Here is a 14,571-nt window from a genome sequence, read left to right as displayed (position 1 = left end):
TCCCACGCCCGCAGCGTTCAGGCCGAACAGGCACGCCTTCTCCAAACCGCTCCTCCCTGATAGCTCGTTCGAAAAGCCGGCACTCGAAACTAATGTATTAATCCGTTCGCCTTAAGACAATAGCACGCAATGGATTAAAACTATCCGATTTCTCGCATGCGGCCATCGAAACGCGGGGAGTCAGGTGGCAGAACGCCGTCAGCGCTGTTCAAGGCGGCTGTTCACGACATCTTCGACCTGTCCGACGGGCAGTGCCGCGAGATCCGGAACTTCGACGCATGTCACCCAGGGGCGGTCGATGCCGGTCAGGCGAGCCGCCATATGGCTGCCGAACAGCGCGACGGTCGGGCGCCCGAGATGCGCAGCCAGATGGGTGGGGCCGCTGTCGTTTCCGATCACCAGCCGCGCACCGGCCAGAACGCCCGCCAGCTGGAAGAAGTTCAGCCACTTCCCGGCGGTCAGCATGATGCCCGGTATCGACCGGCAGAGATCCAACTCATCGGGTCCCGGCACGGTCACCACCGTCATGCCGGCACCGGTCAGGCGTTCCGCGAGGGCGGCGTACCCGGGCCAGCGCTTGTGGGGCAGCCGCGCCGAGGAGCCCGGCAGCAGCACGACGTAAGGTTCCCGGACACCGGCGTCCGCAAGGATGCCCGATACGTCGTCGGCGACCCAGCCGAGATCGGGGGCGAAAGCGTGGCGGACCGGAACGCCGGCATCCGCCAGCTGTCCGGCCAGCCGCTGCAGGCTGGGAATCCGCTTGGGATCGACCGCCCGGTGCGGATGGCTGCAGCCCGGCGCCGTTCCCGACCAGGGGGTGTTCGGCAGGAACCAACGACGGTAGAAGGCGGTCCGGGACACGTTCTGGAGGTCGTAGACCATGTCGAACGGCACCGACCTCAGGCGCCGGCGCAGGTCAAGCATGCGGTCCAGGCGCCAGCGCGGCGCGCGCGGGTCCAACTCCACCCGGTCGACCCAGGGGCATCGTTCCATCAGTGCCCGGTAGGCCGGCCCGGTCAGCAGGGTGATGCGCGCGCCCGGATGGTTGAGGCGGATGTCGTGCAGCGCGCCCTCGGCCTGGAAAAGGTCGCCCAGTGCGCCGAGCTTGATGATCAGGATGTCGTCGGCCATTGCAACCTGTGCCTGGGGGGCGGGATCGGGGAACCGGCCGCGCACCATAGCGAGCCCCCGGAGACGGCTCCAGGCTTCAAATTGGCATAGGTGATCAGCCCGCTGTCACTGGAAGTGATCAGCCCGCTGTCACTGGAAGTGATCAGCCCGCTGTCACTGGAAGTGATCAGCCCGCTGTCACTGGAAGTGATCAGCCCGCTGTCACTGGAAGTGATCAGCCCGCTGTCACTGGAAGTGATCAGCCCGCTGTCACTGGAAGTGATCAGCCCGCTGTCACGAAAGGTGATCAGCCCGCTGTCACCGCCATGGTCAGCATCGGATCTTCCAGACGGTGGAGACGGCCGCTGGCGGCCAGCGCCACGCGCAGGACGACGGCGCGACGGCGCGCGGCATTGAGCTTGACCAGGGGCGCATCGCGGAGGATCACGGCGCCGAAGCCGTCGGCGACCATCAGCCCGCATTCCGGCGGTATGAGGTCGGCCGGGAAATCGGCTCCGACCGCGAGGAAGAAGCTGTCGCAGAAGGCCTGATACTCGGGCCATTTCTGGTCGGTCCTGAAATCCGCCACCGAACTCTTGATCTCCACGATGACCACGTCGCCGGCCTCGTTGACCGCCATGACGTCGGCGCGGCGGCCCGATGCCAGACGGAACTCGGTCAGGCTGGCGAAGCCGCGTTCGGCCAGAGCCCGGCGCACGCCCCGCGACAACAGGTCCGCGATGCCGGTCCGCCCGGTCCGCTCCGAATCCGCTTGGTCCTCGAAATCCATTGCCCCAGCCATCAATCCGACCATCCGGACGCACCCGGACAGCACATATCATGAACAACTTGTGCCGCCGGGCCAAGCGCCAATTCGCCGCTGGCTTCCCGAGAGCCGTCGCCTTACGATGCACCGATTCTTCATCTAGTCGCCCCCATCCTCTCGCCGGACACGCATCCGATGGATACGCCACACGCAGCGCAGGAACTTGTCGGCATGATCGCCGGCCTGCTCACCACCATCGCGTTTCTCCCCCAGGCAATAAAAACCTGGCGCAGCAAATCGGCCAAAGACATCTCATTGACCATGTTCATATGCTTTTGCGGTGGCATCGTCCTATGGGTAATCTATGGCTTCATGCTCGGCGCTTTTCCGGTAATACTGGCGAATGTCGTCACCTTATGCATTGCGGCGACGATTTTGGCATTCAAAGTCCGTTATGGCTAATGCCGGCCCTTTGTTCGACGCGCGCGCGTACCGCGAAAATGCCGTGAATTCCTGTTTACGCCGCTTTGCGTTCCGGCCGGAAGTGAATAGGCTCTTCCTGTCTTCAACAGGTTGACCATGTCAGACCAGAACCGAAACGCTTGCGACATTTCCGACCGCTGGTCCAACCACGACTATGCTCCGTCCGTCGATCCGATGGGCGAGCCCGGGATCGTGGCCGTGGATGGACGCGGCCTGATATCGTCATGGAACAATTCCGCGGCCGCGCTGCTGGCCAATGCCGGTGCGCTCCTCGCCCTCGAAATGCCGTTCGCCCCCCTTGAGAGCGAGGCGCGCCAGTCGTGCGGAATCGCCTTCAGGCATCACTCAATGGCCGACGGAGGGCTGGTCTGCCTGTGCGATCCGGTACCGTCCGCCATCGGTCAGGCGCCGGTGCCGCTCGGCGGTTCCGTGACGCCGGGCTCGCTCCACGGCCTGCTCGCCCAGGTCACGAGTTCGTTCGCGTTTACCCGCAACCCGCTGCCGCTGTGGATCTTCGATTCCGAAACGCTTGCCTTCGTCGCGGTCAACGACGCCGCTTTGTCACGCTACGGCTATTCGCGCGAGCGTTTCATGGACATGCGGATCTCCGACATCCGCCCGCCGGAGGACACGCCCCGGCTGTTGGAAGCGCTGGCCGACCGGTCCAATCCCGGCGAGTCGGGGCAGTGGCGCCATCTGCTGGCCGACGGTACTGTGATCGACGTGCTGGTCACGTCGGAATGGTTCACGCTCGGCGGACGCACTCTCTGCATGGTCGCCGTCCAGGACATCACCGACCATTGCCTGCTGGAGGAGAGCCTTCTGGAGGCGCGGATCGAAGCCGAGCGGGCCAACCGTGCCCGCAGCCGCTTTTTCGCCGTGGCCAACCACGACCTTCGTCAGCCGCTCGCCGCACTTTCGCTGTTCGTCGGCGCCCTGGAGAACCGGCTGAAGGATCCGACCAGCCGCGACATCCTGCGCGCCATGAACACCGCGCTTGCGACCATCAAGAACCTGGTGGACGCCCATCTCGACATCGCCCGGATCGATGCCGGAACCCTGCGGGTCGAACCGGTCGGCCATTCGGTCAACGGGCTGCTGACGCGCATGGCGCTGGAGTTCGCCGGACCGGCCCGCCAGAAGGGGCTGACCCTGCATGTCGCCCCCTGCTCCGCGGTGATCCGCAGTGATCGGGACCTGCTGGAGCGGATCCTCCGCAACCTGCTGTCCAACGCCGTTCGCTACACCTCGTCCGGCCGCATCCTGCTGGGCTGCCGCCGCCAGGGCGACCGGCTGCGGATCGAGGTTTGGGACACGGGGCCGGGCATCCCGGCGGACCAGCTCGACATCATCTTCGAGGAATTCTACCGCGGCAACACGCCGAGCACCTCGGAGTCGGCCGGGTTCGGCCTCGGTCTTTCCATCGTGGACCGCTTGTCGCGCCTGCTCGACCATTCCCTGAGCGTGCGGTCGCGGGAGGGCAAGGGATCGGTCTTCGCCATCACCGTGCCGATGGAGCGGGAGGCGGAGGTCCGGATCGAGCCGGTCCATGCCCCGGCGCGTCCGAACGATGCGGACCGTCCCCGCGTGCTGGTGATCGAGGACGACGTCATCGTACTGCAGGCGCTCGAACTTCTTCTCGACCAGTGGGGCTGCGAGGTGACGGCGGCGTCCGGCTATGACGAAGCCATCGAGGGGATATCGGCCAAGGCCGATCCGCCCGACCTGGTGATCGCCGATTTCCGCCTGTCCGGCCCGGCCAGCGGCATCGTCGCGATCCGGCAGATCGCCAAGATGCTCGGCGTGGATCTTCCCGGATTGATCATCACCGGCGACACCGATCCGCGGTGCCTGAAGGAAGCCCGGCTGAGCGGCTATCCGCTCCTGCACAAGCCCGTCTCGGCGCTTGCGCTGCGTGCCGCGGTGGCCAGCCTGCTGGGCCGGGACAGGCTGCGCGACGGAGTCGATTGAGGTCCGACGGGGAGCCGGAACCGCGAGGAGAGCACGTCGGCCTCCTGCAGTCCCGGCTTCCCATCGGGAGAATGCCGATCAGGAATTGATCGTCAGGTTCTGGATCGACGTATTGTCGCTGACGTCGCCGCCCAGCGCGCCGTACGCAGAGGAGTCGGAGGTCGCGTCGCCGCCCGATCCCATGCCGCCGGTCGCGAAACCGCCGCCCATGCCGCCCATGGCCATGCCGCCGCCGCTTCCAGCCCCGCCGAAGGCGCCCGAAGCACTTCCCGAATGGCCGACGGCCTCGCCGCCGCCCTTGCCGCTCTGCTCGACGCCGACCGACGCGCCGCCCGGAATTCCGCTCATTGCCATGAAGACTCTCCTGTTATCCGACGTTTTCGGGGACTGGCCGTGTACCGGTTCGTTCCCCGCTGGCAGAAGCTTCACTGCAACGGACATGCCACCAAAGGATTAAAACTTAAGTATGCGAAACGGCAGGGTTTATCGCAGGTCCCCTGCCGCGGGTGCCCGGTGGCCGGATGCCGGGCGTCCAGTTATTCGGACGGCGTCAAGCAAACATGGATGTCGCGCCCCGAACGGACGTCAATCCCGCCGGGTCGAGGGCGGTTCGCGGAAGATGAACAGGTCGCGGTCGAACTGGACGCCCACCTGGGGGTTGAGCAAGGCCACTTCGGTGGTCAACCCCTGGGGATCGACGATGCGCCACTTGCGCAGCCGCAGCGGCGCGTCCTCGAACACCAGCGTCAGCGTGCCGGCGCCCGATTCGCTGGTTTGCACCACGGAGACCTCGATGACGTTGGCCTCCCGCACGAAGTCGGTGACGGTGATGTCGCCGCTCAGGCGCAGCTTGTCGCGCAGGATGATGTCGGCCATGGTGGAGCCGATCGGGGCGCTGCTCTGCTGCTTCAGCTCGTCATCCCAATAGAAGACGAACCACCCATCGGCCACGATGAAGTTCCGGATTGGCGGTTCGTATTCCAGCCGCATCTTGTTGGGCCGCGACAGCCAGAGGGTGCCCCTGACCAGTGAACCGTCGCCTCCGGCCTGGACGAAGTCGGACTTCAGCGTCCTGACGCCGTCGAGATACTGCTCGATCCGGGCGATGTCTTCCTTCTGCGCCTGGGTAACGCCGGCTGCCGGCGCGGCGTGGAGGATCGAAGGGGCTGCCAGCGGCGCGAGGGCGAGGCCGGCGGCAAGCACGAGGGGGCGTAGCAAGGCTTTCATGCTCCAAGATATGCTCATCCGCCGGGGCCGAAAAAGGGCGGCAAGGGGGCTTTTTCGCAAACGCCCGCGGTTCCCGCCCTATTCCTCCGCCTCGTCGGAGCGGCCGAGCACCTCGCGCTTGCCGACATGGTTGGCTTGGCTGACGACGCCCTCCTGCTCCATGCGTTCGACCAGCCGGGCGGCCTTGTTGTAGCCTATCTGGAGATGGCGCTGGACGAAGCTGGTGGAGCATTTGCGCTCGCGCAGCACCAATGCCACCGCCTTGTCGTAGAGTTCGTCGCCCGATCCGGGCCGCCCGCCCGCGTCGTCGTCGAAGCCGCCGCCGGAGAGTTCCTCCTCGTCCTCGGTGATCGACTCCATGTAGTTGGGCTCGCCCTGGCTGCGCAGGAAGCTCACCACATGCTCGACCTCGTCGTCGCGCACGAAGGGGCCGTGGACGCGGGTGATGCGGCCGCCGCCGGCCATGTAGAGCATGTCGCCCTGGCCGAGAAGCTGCTCGGCGCCCTGTTCGCCCAGGATGGTGCGGCTGTCGATCTTGCTGGTGACCTGGAAGCTGATGCGGGTCGGGAAGTTGGCCTTGATCGTGCCGGTGATCACGTCGACCGAGGGCCGCTGGGTCGCCATGATCAGGTGGATGCCGGCCGCGCGCGCCATCTGCGCCAGACGCTGTATCGCCGCCTCGATGTCCTTGCCCGCCACCAGCATCAGGTCGGCCATCTCGTCCACCACCACCACGATGTAGGGCAGTTCAGTCAGGTCGATCGGCTGGTCCTCGAAGATCGGCTTGCCGGTGTCGGGGTCGAACCCGGTCTGCACCCGGCGGGTCAGCACCTCGTTGTTCTTCTTGGCCTCGCGAAGCCGGGCGTTGTAACCCTCGATGTTGCGGACGCCGAGCTTGGACATGGAGCGGTAGCGGCTCTCCATCTCGCGCACGGTCCATTTCAAGGCCACCACCGCCTTCTTCGGGTCGGTCACCACCGGCGTCAGCAGGTGCGGGATGCCCTCGTAGATCGACAGCTCCAGCATCTTGGGGTCGATCATGATGAAGCGGCACTTGTCCGGCGGCAGGCGGTACAGCAGCGACAGGATCATGGTGTTGATCGCGACCGACTTGCCCGACCCGGTGGTGCCGGCGACCAGCAGGTGCGGGAAGCGGGCGAGGTCGGCGATCACGGGCTGGCCGCCGATGTCCTTTCCGAGCACAAGGGCCAGCTTGGCGGCGGACCGTTCGTAGCTTTCCGCCGCCAGCAGCTCGCGCAGCAGCACCATCTCCCGCCGGGCGTTGGGCAACTCGATGCCGATCACGTTGCGGCCCGGGACCACGGCGACCCGGACCGAGACGGCGCTCATCGACCGCGCGATGTCGTCGGCCAGCCCGATGACCCGGGACGACTTGGTGCCGGGTGCCGGCTCCAGCTCGTACAGGGTGACCACCGGGCCGGGGTGGACCTTCTGGATCTCGCCGCGGACACCGAAATCGCCGAGCACCCCTTCCAGCAAGACCGCGTTCTGCCGCAGGGCGTCGTCGTCGAGCGCGCTGGGCTTGGCCGAGGGATCGGGTTCCTGGAGCAGGTCCAGGGGCGGCAGCTCGTAGTCGGTTTCCGGCAACAGCTCCAGCATCGGCTCGCGCTGGCCGGACGCCTTCCCGGCCGCGGGCTTCGGCCCGGACAGGGGCTTGACCACGGAAACCGGCCTGGGCGGCTTAGGAGCGGTCTCGGAATCCTCTTCCCCGGGATCGGTGCCGCTTTCCGGATCGCCGGCTTCCACGTCGTTCAGGCGCGGCGGCTTGCGGACGCCGCGCGCGGGCCTGGGCCGGGGCGGGGGAGCGCCGGCATCCGCCTCGTCCTCCTCCCGCGAGCGACCGAAGCCGAACAGCGCCGCCAACCCCGCCCGGCCGTCCAGGCGCGGGTGGTTGCGCAGCAGGCCGGAGGCGTCGCGCGCCGCCTGCCCGGCCATGCCGCCGGCCTCCCGGGCGCCGCGGCCGGCGGCGCCGACGGCCCAGCCCACGCTGCGGGCGCCGTCACGCCAGTCGCGCAGCGAGAGGCCGAGGGCGACGATGACCGAGACGACCGAGACGCCGCCCCCGATCGTCGCGAGCAGGGGCCGGTCCAGCCCCTCAATCAGCCCGCCGGTCAGTCTGGAAAGCGCCGTCAGCAGGACTTCCCCGGCGGTGCCGCCGAGATGGCCATGGGTGAGCTGCCATCCGGGGAAGGCCGGGACCTGGGCGAAGAAGATCGAGGCGGTCAGCACGCCGGCGACCGTCATCAGGACGCGCAGCACGACCCGGCTCAGCCCCCGGTGGCTCATGATCCGCAGGCCCCAGGCCATGACGATGCCGCCCAGAAGGTACGAGGCCACGCCCAGCCACTGCATCAGAAGGTCGGCAACATAGGCGCCGGGCAGGCCGAGCACGTTGCCGATCTTCGGGTTGGCTTCCGGGTTGACCGCGGTGTTCCAGGAAGGGTCGCCCCGGTCGTAGGTCAGCAGCACCAGGACGAGCAGCAGGCCGATCGAGGTCAGGGTCAGGCCGGCGCCCTCGACCGCCCGTTGCCGGATGAAGTCCCGAACCGCCGGAGGCAGCAGCGGCGCCTTGCCGGCGCGGCCGCCGGCAGCCCGGCCGCCGGACGCCCCGGCGGCGGTCCGTCCGGTGCCCGCCCTGTCGGCGGAACCGCGGCCGGCGGTGGATCGTCCACCGGAAATGCCGCCGGACTGGGCGGCGGAACTTGATGCGGCGGTACGGGACGCCATGGGGACCTTGCTCTTCCTGGGTGCTGCGCGGGTCTTGCCGGGTCAGGTTTAGAGGATTTTGGCGATTCGTGTACAGGCTTCCGCGACCGTGGCGGCATCATGGACCAATGCTATACGAATAAAGGAGGAGCCGCGGTTGACACCGTCGGCGTCGGGACGGGTGAGATAGGCGCCGGGGAGTACCTTGATGGCCCCCTCCCGCCACAGGGTGGCGGTGGCGGCCTCGCCGTCGCCCACGTCGAGCCACAGGAAGAAGCCGCCGGCCGGCCGGTAGAAGCCGAATCGCCCGTCCAGGGCGGCCTGGGCGGCGTCGAACTTCGCGCGGTAGAGGGCCCGGTTCTCGACCACGTGGGCATCGTCGTCCCACAGCGCGGCCGCCGCCGCGAGGGCCGGCAGCGGGGTGCCGGCGATCGAGTAGCTGCGCAGGCGGGAGAACAGGGCTATCAGGTCGGGATCGCCCGCCACGAAGCCGGATCGCAGGCCCGCGGCGTTCGACCGCTTGGACAGCGAGTGGAAGACCAGCAGGTTGGCAAGGCCGCCGCCGGACGCTTCCCCCCGCGCTTCAAGGGCCGCCGCCACTTCCAGCACGCCGGTCGGCGCCGTGGCGTCGTAGATCTCGGCGTAGCATTCGTCGACCGCCAGGACGAACCCGTGGCGGCGGGCCAGCCCGATGGCGCGCGTCAGATAGGCCCGGTCGGCGACGGCACCCTGGGGATTGGACGGCGTGCAGAGATAGAACAGCGCGGTGCGGTCAAGCAGTTCGGGCGGCAGGGCGTCGAGATCGGGCAGGAAGCCGGTCTCGCGGGTCGTGGTGAGGAACACCGCTTCGGCCCCGGCCATGACGGCCGCCCCCTCGTAGGCCGCGTAGAACGGGTTGGGCAGCAGCACGGCCGGCCTCCGGCCGGCCTTCGCTTCGGGCACGGCGAGCAGGGCCGCCAGGAACAGCGCCTCCCGCGTGCCGGCGACCGGCAGCACCATGCGGTCCGGCTCCACCATGCCGGCGGGAAGACCGTAGCGCCGGTCGAGCCAGCGGACGGCCGCCGAGCGGAATTCCGGCGTGCCGGCGACGGGAGGGTACTTGCCCCAGAGATGCGCCTGGGTGCGCAACACCTCGTCGATCAGGACGGGCGGCGCGTGCTGCGGCTCCCCGACCGACATGACGACGGGCTCCGCGTTGACGCGCGGCGTGACGCCGGCCAGCAGCGAAGCCAGCCGGGTGAAGGGATAGTCGCTCAACCGGCCGAGCCGATCGTTCACGAGCGGAGAAGTCAGCATGCCGGTCGATCCCGGAGGTTCGTACAAAACGTAAACGAGTGTAGCGGCGGCATGCCGCGCGTACAAGCGGGGGCCTCGCATAAAGAAGGCCCGGCGGAACTGCCATTCCGCCGGGCCACCCCACCCCGACCCGCTCGTGGAACACCGGCGGGACGGTCGCCCTGCTTAGAGCGCCTCTCCGTTGGTTTCGCCGGTGCGGATGCGTACGGCCTGGGCGATCTCGAGGACGAAGATCTTTCCGTCGCCGATCCGGCCGGTGTTAGCCGCCTTCTGGATCGCTTCGACCACCTGCTCTGCCAGTTCGTCGGTGACAGCCACTTCGACCTTCACCTTGGGCAGGAAGCTGACCGAGTATTCGGCGCCGCGATAGATCTCGGTCTGCCCCTTCTGCCGGCCGAACCCTTTGACCTCGCTGACCGTCAGGCCCTGGATGCCCAGCGACGTCAGGGACTCGCGCACTTCGTCCAGCTTGAACGGTTTGATGATCGCCACTATGAGTTTCATGAACTGTTTTCCCTTGTACTTATCGCCGAACGAAGCCCGTCCGCTGGTCCCCCGCGCAACTCCCCGCCGGGCAGCTTTCCGGTGGTTCGCCTGCGACCCGACTGGGTTGCCGGGTTTTCAAGAAGCATGCCGGATGAAGATCTGCCGCAAAAGTCGCACGGCGGCAGCCCTTTGCCTATGGCTTTCGGAGTGTCTGCTTGAATCATGGGCGAGGTACGCCCGTTTTTTGAGCAAATAAGGGCCGGCTGCGCCATAAAGACACGCTGGACATCCGGTTCGGGCAGGACGATTTTCAAGGACATGACCATATCAGATCCCGTACGGCCCGTGGCGGCCGCACAAACCACCGACTCCGCCGACCTGACGACGGAGGTGGTGATCGTGGGCGGCGGCTTGGCCGGCCTGACCCTGGCCGCGGCTCTGGCGACTGCCGGCGTGCCGGTGGTATGCCTGGACCGCGATACTCCGCCCAGCCAGATGGAGACGGACTTCGACGGCCGGACGACCGCGCTCGCCTTCTGCTCCAAGCAGGTGCTGGACGGCGCCGGGGTCTGGCGCCACATGGCCGGCGACGCCGAGCCGATCCTGGATATCCGGGTGGTGGACCAGGAGTCGCCCCTGTTCCTCCACTACGACCACCAGGACGTCGGCATCGGCCCGTTCGGCTGGATCGCGGACAACATCGTCATCCGCCGGGCCCTGTTCGCCCGCGTGGCCGAACTGCCTGGCCTGCGTCACATCGCCCCGGCAGCCGTCACCCGGATCGAGCGCGACGCCCGCGCGGCGAAGGTCGTCCTGGCCGACGGACGGACCGTGACGGCGAAGCTGGTGATCGGCGCCGACGGCAGGAATTCGCTCTGCCGCAGGTCGGCCGGCATCAACGTGACGACCTGGGCCTACGACCAGAGCGCCATGATCTGCAACATCGCCCACGATCTGCCCCACGGCGGCGTCGCGGTCGAGAAATTCCTGCCCGGCGGCCCCTTCGCGATCCTGCCGTTGACCGGCAACCGCTCGTCGATCGTCTGGAGCGAGCGGAAGTCCCTGGTGCCGACCTACATGGGCCTGTCGGACGAGGCCTTCACCGCCGAGATTCAGCGGCGGGTCGGCACTTGGCTGGGACCTGTCCGGGTGGTGACCAAGCGGTCGGCCTGGCCGCTGTCGGTGCTCCACGCCGAACGCTACGTCGCGCAGCGCCTGGCGCTGGCCGGCGAGGCGGCGCACGCGATGCACCCGATCGCGGGCCAGGGTCTGAACATGGGCCTGCGCGACGTGGCGGCGCTGGCCGAGGTGATCGTCGACACCCACCGGCTCGGCCTCGATGTCGGCGGGATGGAACCGCTGGCGCGCTATCAGCGCTGGCGCCGGTTCGACAACCTGACGCTGATCACCGTGACCGACCTGCTGACGCGCCTCTTCTCCAACGATTTCGGGCCGCTGAAGCTGGCGCGCGACATCGGCATGGCGGCGGTGAACCGGATGCCCCCGCTCAAGAAATTCTTCATGCGGCACGCCATGGGGATGGTCGGCGAGCTTCCCCGCATGATCCGCGGCGAACCCCTGTAGGGCTCTCGCCGCAAGTGCGGCAACCGCGCAGCGCCGGGCTTCATTTACCAACCCTTAAGGCTTGGGAGGCAAAAATTGCCTGGGGCAAGAATTGCCCTCAGGAGAATCCTGCCCGTAGGAAATTTCTTCCGGCCGGCGGTCAGCAGAGAAGCTCGGAGGCTTCGCCATGTCGCTCTCGATCCATACCAATGCCGTCCAGATGACGGCGCTGCGATCGCTCAGCATGGCATCGGAGTATACGAAGGCGGCCGAGGCGCGGCTGGCGACCGGCAGGAGCATCGTCGACGCGTACACCGACGGCGCGGCCTTCGCCGTGTCCATCCGGATCGACACCAACGTCAAGGCGATCAACGCGGTGAACGAGCGGCTCAACGCCACCAAGGACTCGATCTACCGCACGACCGAGGGCGTTTCGGTGATGTCGTCGCTGACCGCGCAGGTTCGAAAGACGCTGGTCAAGCTGGCCGACACGTCGCTGGTCGGCGTCGAGCGGGAGAACTACGAAGTCCGCTACAAGCGGTTCGCCGCGGAGATCCTGGACCACTACAACGGCCTGATGAAGGACGGGACGTCGTTGGTGTCGGACGGGGAGTTCTACAACAGCATCTATACGGCGCCGCACAAGGTGGTGAGCAATGTGGACGGCCGGCAGACCGCCATCGGCGACTGGGACCCGACCGGCGGAAGCCTTACCCTTTCCGGATTCACCGATCCGAACGGCACCGCGGGAGCCCGCAACAAGGAGGACATCGCCCAGGCTTGGCGGCAGGTCTTCCTCGACACCGGGCAGAACCTGGTGCAGAACGGCCAGGGCTATCCGTCCGAACAGCAGGTCATTCCGACTCCCGACGCAGCCCGGGCCGCTGCCATGATCGACGACAGCGGCAGCAGTCCGTACCGGCTGTCCCAGCTCGAGGATTCGCTGAGCCGAGTGATGAACGGCCTGTTCAAGGACCTGCGAAGCGTCGAGAACTACATCAGCTTCAACAACGATATCGCCGCCGCCTCGGAAGGCGGGCTGGGCGCCATACAGGACGCCGACATGACGAAGGAGAGCGCCCGCTTCCAGGCGTTCAAGGTCCGCCAGGAGATGGCGCGGCAGGGTCTGGCGATCGTCCAGGCCAGCAACAGGGCGGTCCTGAGCCTGCTGGTCTGAGCCGCCTCCGAGATACGGTCCGGCCGGCATATTCCAGTTGCACGGTCCGGAAATTCGCCCCAATTCCGCGGCAACAACAAGGGTGCCCAAAACGTTGGCACGGGGTTCACCCTAACCATGCCAGCCGCCTGGAGCGGCTGACTCTGGACACGTTGTTGCTGAGGAGACGTCGTAATGAGGAAGTTGCTCGCCGCCTGTTCCGGTTGCCTGATGATCGCCGCCGTATCCACGGCCATGATGTCTGCCGGACCCGCCCGGGCGCAGGATGCGGACGCCGGCAAGAGGGTCTTCAACCAATGCCGCGCATGCCATGTGGTCGATCAGGAAACCAACCGCGTCGGTCCTCATCTGGTCGGGCTGTTCGGCCGCAAGGCCGGGTCGGTCGAGGGTTTCAGATACTCCGAGGCCATTCAGAACGCCGACATCACCTGGGATGAGGAAAGCCTGTCCAATTACCTGAAGGACCCGAAGGGCTTCATTCCGGGGAACAAGATGGCCTTCGCCGGTATCCGCAAGGACGACGATCTCAACAACCTGATCGCCTACCTCAAGGCAGAAACCGCCAAGTGACGACGCCTCGACCCGGCCGCCGTGCCGGGTCGAAGCCCTGCCGCCAGGCTCGATGCTCAGGAACGGGCGGAAGTGTCTGCGAGCCTGCCGTTGGTCGGGCCGGGCGGCGCGGTGCGCGCCGGGGGATCGTCGGAGCGGAAGTTTATGGAGAACCAACCGGGCTTGCGGAACAGCCACGGGAACCTGATCCGGTCGCAGACTTCAGTCAGGATGATCGGCAGAATGATGCCGCCCAAGGTCGAGCCGATCACCAAGAGCGCCGGGCTGCCTCCCAGGCCCAACTTGGACAAGACGACGCGGGATCCCGCGGTGGCGATGGTGTGGGACACGAAGATCGGCAGGGAGTAGCTGCCGGCGTAGCGGAACAGCCCGTCCAGCTTCCGATCAGCCAAGACGACGCACAGCGCCGTCATGGCGAAAATGGCGAACATCACGACCCCCAGCCGGACGATCTGGACATGACGGAGGTCGGCGTAGATCAGGGCGAACGTCACCGCGATGAACAGGGGCATCAGGATCGTCACGTGCGATAGCCTGAACTGCCGGGCGCGCTCCAGGATCATCTGCGAGCCGTAATAGCCCATCAGGAAGAAGACGTAGTTGCTGGTGAAGCGGTCCACCACGTAGATCCCGCTATTGACATGCGCCACTGCCAAGCCGCCGGCGAAAGACAGGACGATGAAGAAGGGAACCGGACGCAGAAGTCGCGTCATGACGAAGAAGGCCAGCAGGACATAGACGAACCACAGCACGTTGATCGGCTTATACGCGATCAGGAGGATCGCATAAGGATCGATGGTCTGGTTGCCTACCCCTCCGGTCAGTATTCGGAACGTGTATTGGATCACGCACCAGACCAGATACACATAGACGAAGTGCAGGACCGTCCGGTTGACGAACTGATCCAGGGGGCGCGCGATGCTGCGAAACGCGAAGATGCCGGAAACGAAGAAGAACAACGGCATCCTGAAGAGGCTGAAAAATTCATTGTTGTAGAAGAAGTAAGTCGGGTTCAATCCGACAGCTGCGTCGACGCCGAACATGGCATGGCCATACACCACCAGGCAAATGGTCATGCCTTTGGCGCATTGGACCCACGCGACCTTATCGTCACTCATGAGAATTCTCGAATCTGATAAACAGCCCCCTGGAAGAGCTTTGACTGTGGCATGTCCGATGTCGCTTCGCACGGTGG

Annotated in this window: 13 protein-coding genes; 5 read left to right on the top strand and 8 right to left on the bottom strand. The window is 66.5% G+C overall.

The window, feature by feature from the left end; all coding sequences use genetic code 11:
- Window positions 1-198: 198 nt before the first annotated feature.
- Entirely contained in the window at window positions 199-1,131 is a 933-nt protein-coding gene (locus DPR14_RS00715; RefSeq protein ID WP_192499203.1) for a glycosyltransferase family 9 protein, read from the bottom strand.
- 286 nt (window positions 1,132-1,417) lie between these two features.
- Window positions 1,418-1,912, bottom strand: a complete 495-nt coding sequence (locus tag DPR14_RS00710; RefSeq protein ID WP_158043451.1) for an MmcB family DNA repair protein — start codon at window positions 1,910-1,912, stop codon at window positions 1,418-1,420.
- Window positions 1,913-2,071: 159 nt separating this feature from the next.
- Here DPR14_RS00710 and DPR14_RS00705 point away from each other — a divergent pair, with 159 nt between their 5' ends.
- On the top strand, window positions 2,072-2,338 hold the full coding sequence (locus DPR14_RS00705) for a SemiSWEET transporter (protein ID WP_158043450.1): 267 nt from the start codon (window positions 2,072-2,074) through the stop codon (window positions 2,336-2,338).
- 117 nt (window positions 2,339-2,455) lie between these two features.
- Window positions 2,456-4,330 (top strand): ATP-binding response regulator, encoded by a 1,875-nt coding sequence (locus tag DPR14_RS00700; protein WP_158043449.1) that lies wholly within the window; start codon window positions 2,456-2,458, stop codon window positions 4,328-4,330.
- Between the two features lie 78 nt (window positions 4,331-4,408).
- Here DPR14_RS00700 and DPR14_RS00695 read toward each other — a convergent pair whose 3' ends face one another.
- The 5 genes from DPR14_RS00695 to DPR14_RS00675 form a co-directional block, all read right to left on the bottom strand.
- The gene (locus DPR14_RS00695) at window positions 4,409-4,684 is read right to left on the bottom strand and encodes a hypothetical protein (protein WP_158043448.1); all 276 of its coding nucleotides are present in this window, start codon (window positions 4,682-4,684) and stop codon (window positions 4,409-4,411) included.
- Window positions 4,685-4,915: 231 nt separating this feature from the next.
- Window positions 4,916-5,557 (bottom strand): LolA family protein, encoded by a 642-nt coding sequence (locus tag DPR14_RS00690; RefSeq protein ID WP_158043447.1) that lies wholly within the window; start codon window positions 5,555-5,557, stop codon window positions 4,916-4,918.
- Window positions 5,558-5,635: 78 nt separating this feature from the next.
- A complete protein-coding gene (locus DPR14_RS00685) occupies window positions 5,636-8,305 on the bottom strand; it encodes a DNA translocase FtsK (protein ID WP_246148679.1) in 2,670 nt (889 codons plus the stop codon).
- Window positions 8,306-8,353: 48 nt separating this feature from the next.
- On the bottom strand, window positions 8,354-9,580 hold the full coding sequence (locus tag DPR14_RS00680) for an aminotransferase class I/II-fold pyridoxal phosphate-dependent enzyme (protein WP_158043446.1): 1,227 nt from the start codon (window positions 9,578-9,580) through the stop codon (window positions 8,354-8,356).
- A 165-nt stretch (window positions 9,581-9,745) separates the two neighbouring features.
- Window positions 9,746-10,084, bottom strand: coding sequence for a P-II family nitrogen regulator (locus DPR14_RS00675; RefSeq protein ID WP_158043445.1), 339 nt, complete (start codon window positions 10,082-10,084; stop codon window positions 9,746-9,748).
- A gap of 300 nt (window positions 10,085-10,384) precedes the next feature.
- Between DPR14_RS00675 and DPR14_RS00670 the strand changes: the two genes are divergently transcribed.
- From DPR14_RS00670 to DPR14_RS00660, 3 genes are all read left to right on the top strand, one after another.
- The gene (locus DPR14_RS00670) at window positions 10,385-11,650 is read left to right on the top strand and encodes a UbiH/UbiF/VisC/COQ6 family ubiquinone biosynthesis hydroxylase (RefSeq protein ID WP_158043444.1); all 1,266 of its coding nucleotides are present in this window, start codon (window positions 10,385-10,387) and stop codon (window positions 11,648-11,650) included.
- Between the two features lie 166 nt (window positions 11,651-11,816).
- Window positions 11,817-12,806, top strand: coding sequence for a flagellin (locus DPR14_RS00665; RefSeq protein WP_158043443.1), 990 nt, complete (start codon window positions 11,817-11,819; stop codon window positions 12,804-12,806).
- Between the two features lie 174 nt (window positions 12,807-12,980).
- Window positions 12,981-13,376, top strand: a complete 396-nt coding sequence (locus DPR14_RS00660) for a c-type cytochrome (protein WP_246148676.1) — start codon at window positions 12,981-12,983, stop codon at window positions 13,374-13,376.
- Between the two features lie 56 nt (window positions 13,377-13,432).
- Here DPR14_RS00660 and DPR14_RS00655 read toward each other — a convergent pair whose 3' ends face one another.
- On the bottom strand, window positions 13,433-14,494 hold the full coding sequence (locus tag DPR14_RS00655; protein ID WP_192499202.1) for an acyltransferase family protein: 1,062 nt from the start codon (window positions 14,492-14,494) through the stop codon (window positions 13,433-13,435).
- Window positions 14,495-14,571: the final 77 nt, after the last annotated feature.

The organism is Skermanella pratensis (assembly GCF_008843145.1).
Lineage (GTDB): Bacteria > Pseudomonadota > Alphaproteobacteria > Azospirillales > Azospirillaceae > Skermanella > Skermanella pratensis.
The sequence above is the reverse complement of the archived record's forward strand: the minus strand, read 5'-3'. Positions and strand labels throughout refer to the sequence as shown.

Bases quoted from the DNA above. Each gene is read 5' to 3' on its own strand.
- DPR14_RS00700 (WP_158043449.1), top strand. From the start codon at position 2,456: ATGTCAGACCAGAACCGAAACGCTTGCGACATTTCCGACCGCTGGTCC.
- DPR14_RS00670 (WP_158043444.1), top strand. From the start codon at position 10,385: ATGACCATATCAGATCCCGTACGGCCCGTGGCGGCCGCACAAACCACC.
- DPR14_RS00655 (WP_192499202.1), bottom strand. From the start codon at position 14,494: ATGAGTGACGATAAGGTCGCGTGGGTCCAATGCGCCAAAGGCATGACC.
- DPR14_RS00665 (WP_158043443.1), top strand. From the start codon at position 11,817: ATGTCGCTCTCGATCCATACCAATGCCGTCCAGATGACGGCGCTGCGA.
- DPR14_RS00685 (WP_246148679.1), bottom strand. From the start codon at position 8,305: ATGGCGTCCCGTACCGCCGCATCAAGTTCCGCCGCCCAGTCCGGCGGC.
- DPR14_RS00660 (WP_246148676.1), top strand. From the start codon at position 12,981: ATGAGGAAGTTGCTCGCCGCCTGTTCCGGTTGCCTGATGATCGCCGCC.
- DPR14_RS00705 (WP_158043450.1), top strand. From the start codon at position 2,072: ATGGATACGCCACACGCAGCGCAGGAACTTGTCGGCATGATCGCCGGC.
- DPR14_RS00710 (WP_158043451.1), bottom strand. From the start codon at position 1,912: ATGGCTGGGGCAATGGATTTCGAGGACCAAGCGGATTCGGAGCGGACC.
- DPR14_RS00715 (WP_192499203.1), bottom strand. From the start codon at position 1,131: ATGGCCGACGACATCCTGATCATCAAGCTCGGCGCACTGGGCGACCTT.
- DPR14_RS00680 (WP_158043446.1), bottom strand. From the start codon at position 9,580: ATGCTGACTTCTCCGCTCGTGAACGATCGGCTCGGCCGGTTGAGCGAC.
- DPR14_RS00690 (WP_158043447.1), bottom strand. From the start codon at position 5,557: ATGAAAGCCTTGCTACGCCCCCTCGTGCTTGCCGCCGGCCTCGCCCTC.
- DPR14_RS00675 (WP_158043445.1), bottom strand. From the start codon at position 10,084: ATGAAACTCATAGTGGCGATCATCAAACCGTTCAAGCTGGACGAAGTG.
- DPR14_RS00695 (WP_158043448.1), bottom strand. From the start codon at position 4,684: ATGGCAATGAGCGGAATTCCGGGCGGCGCGTCGGTCGGCGTCGAGCAG.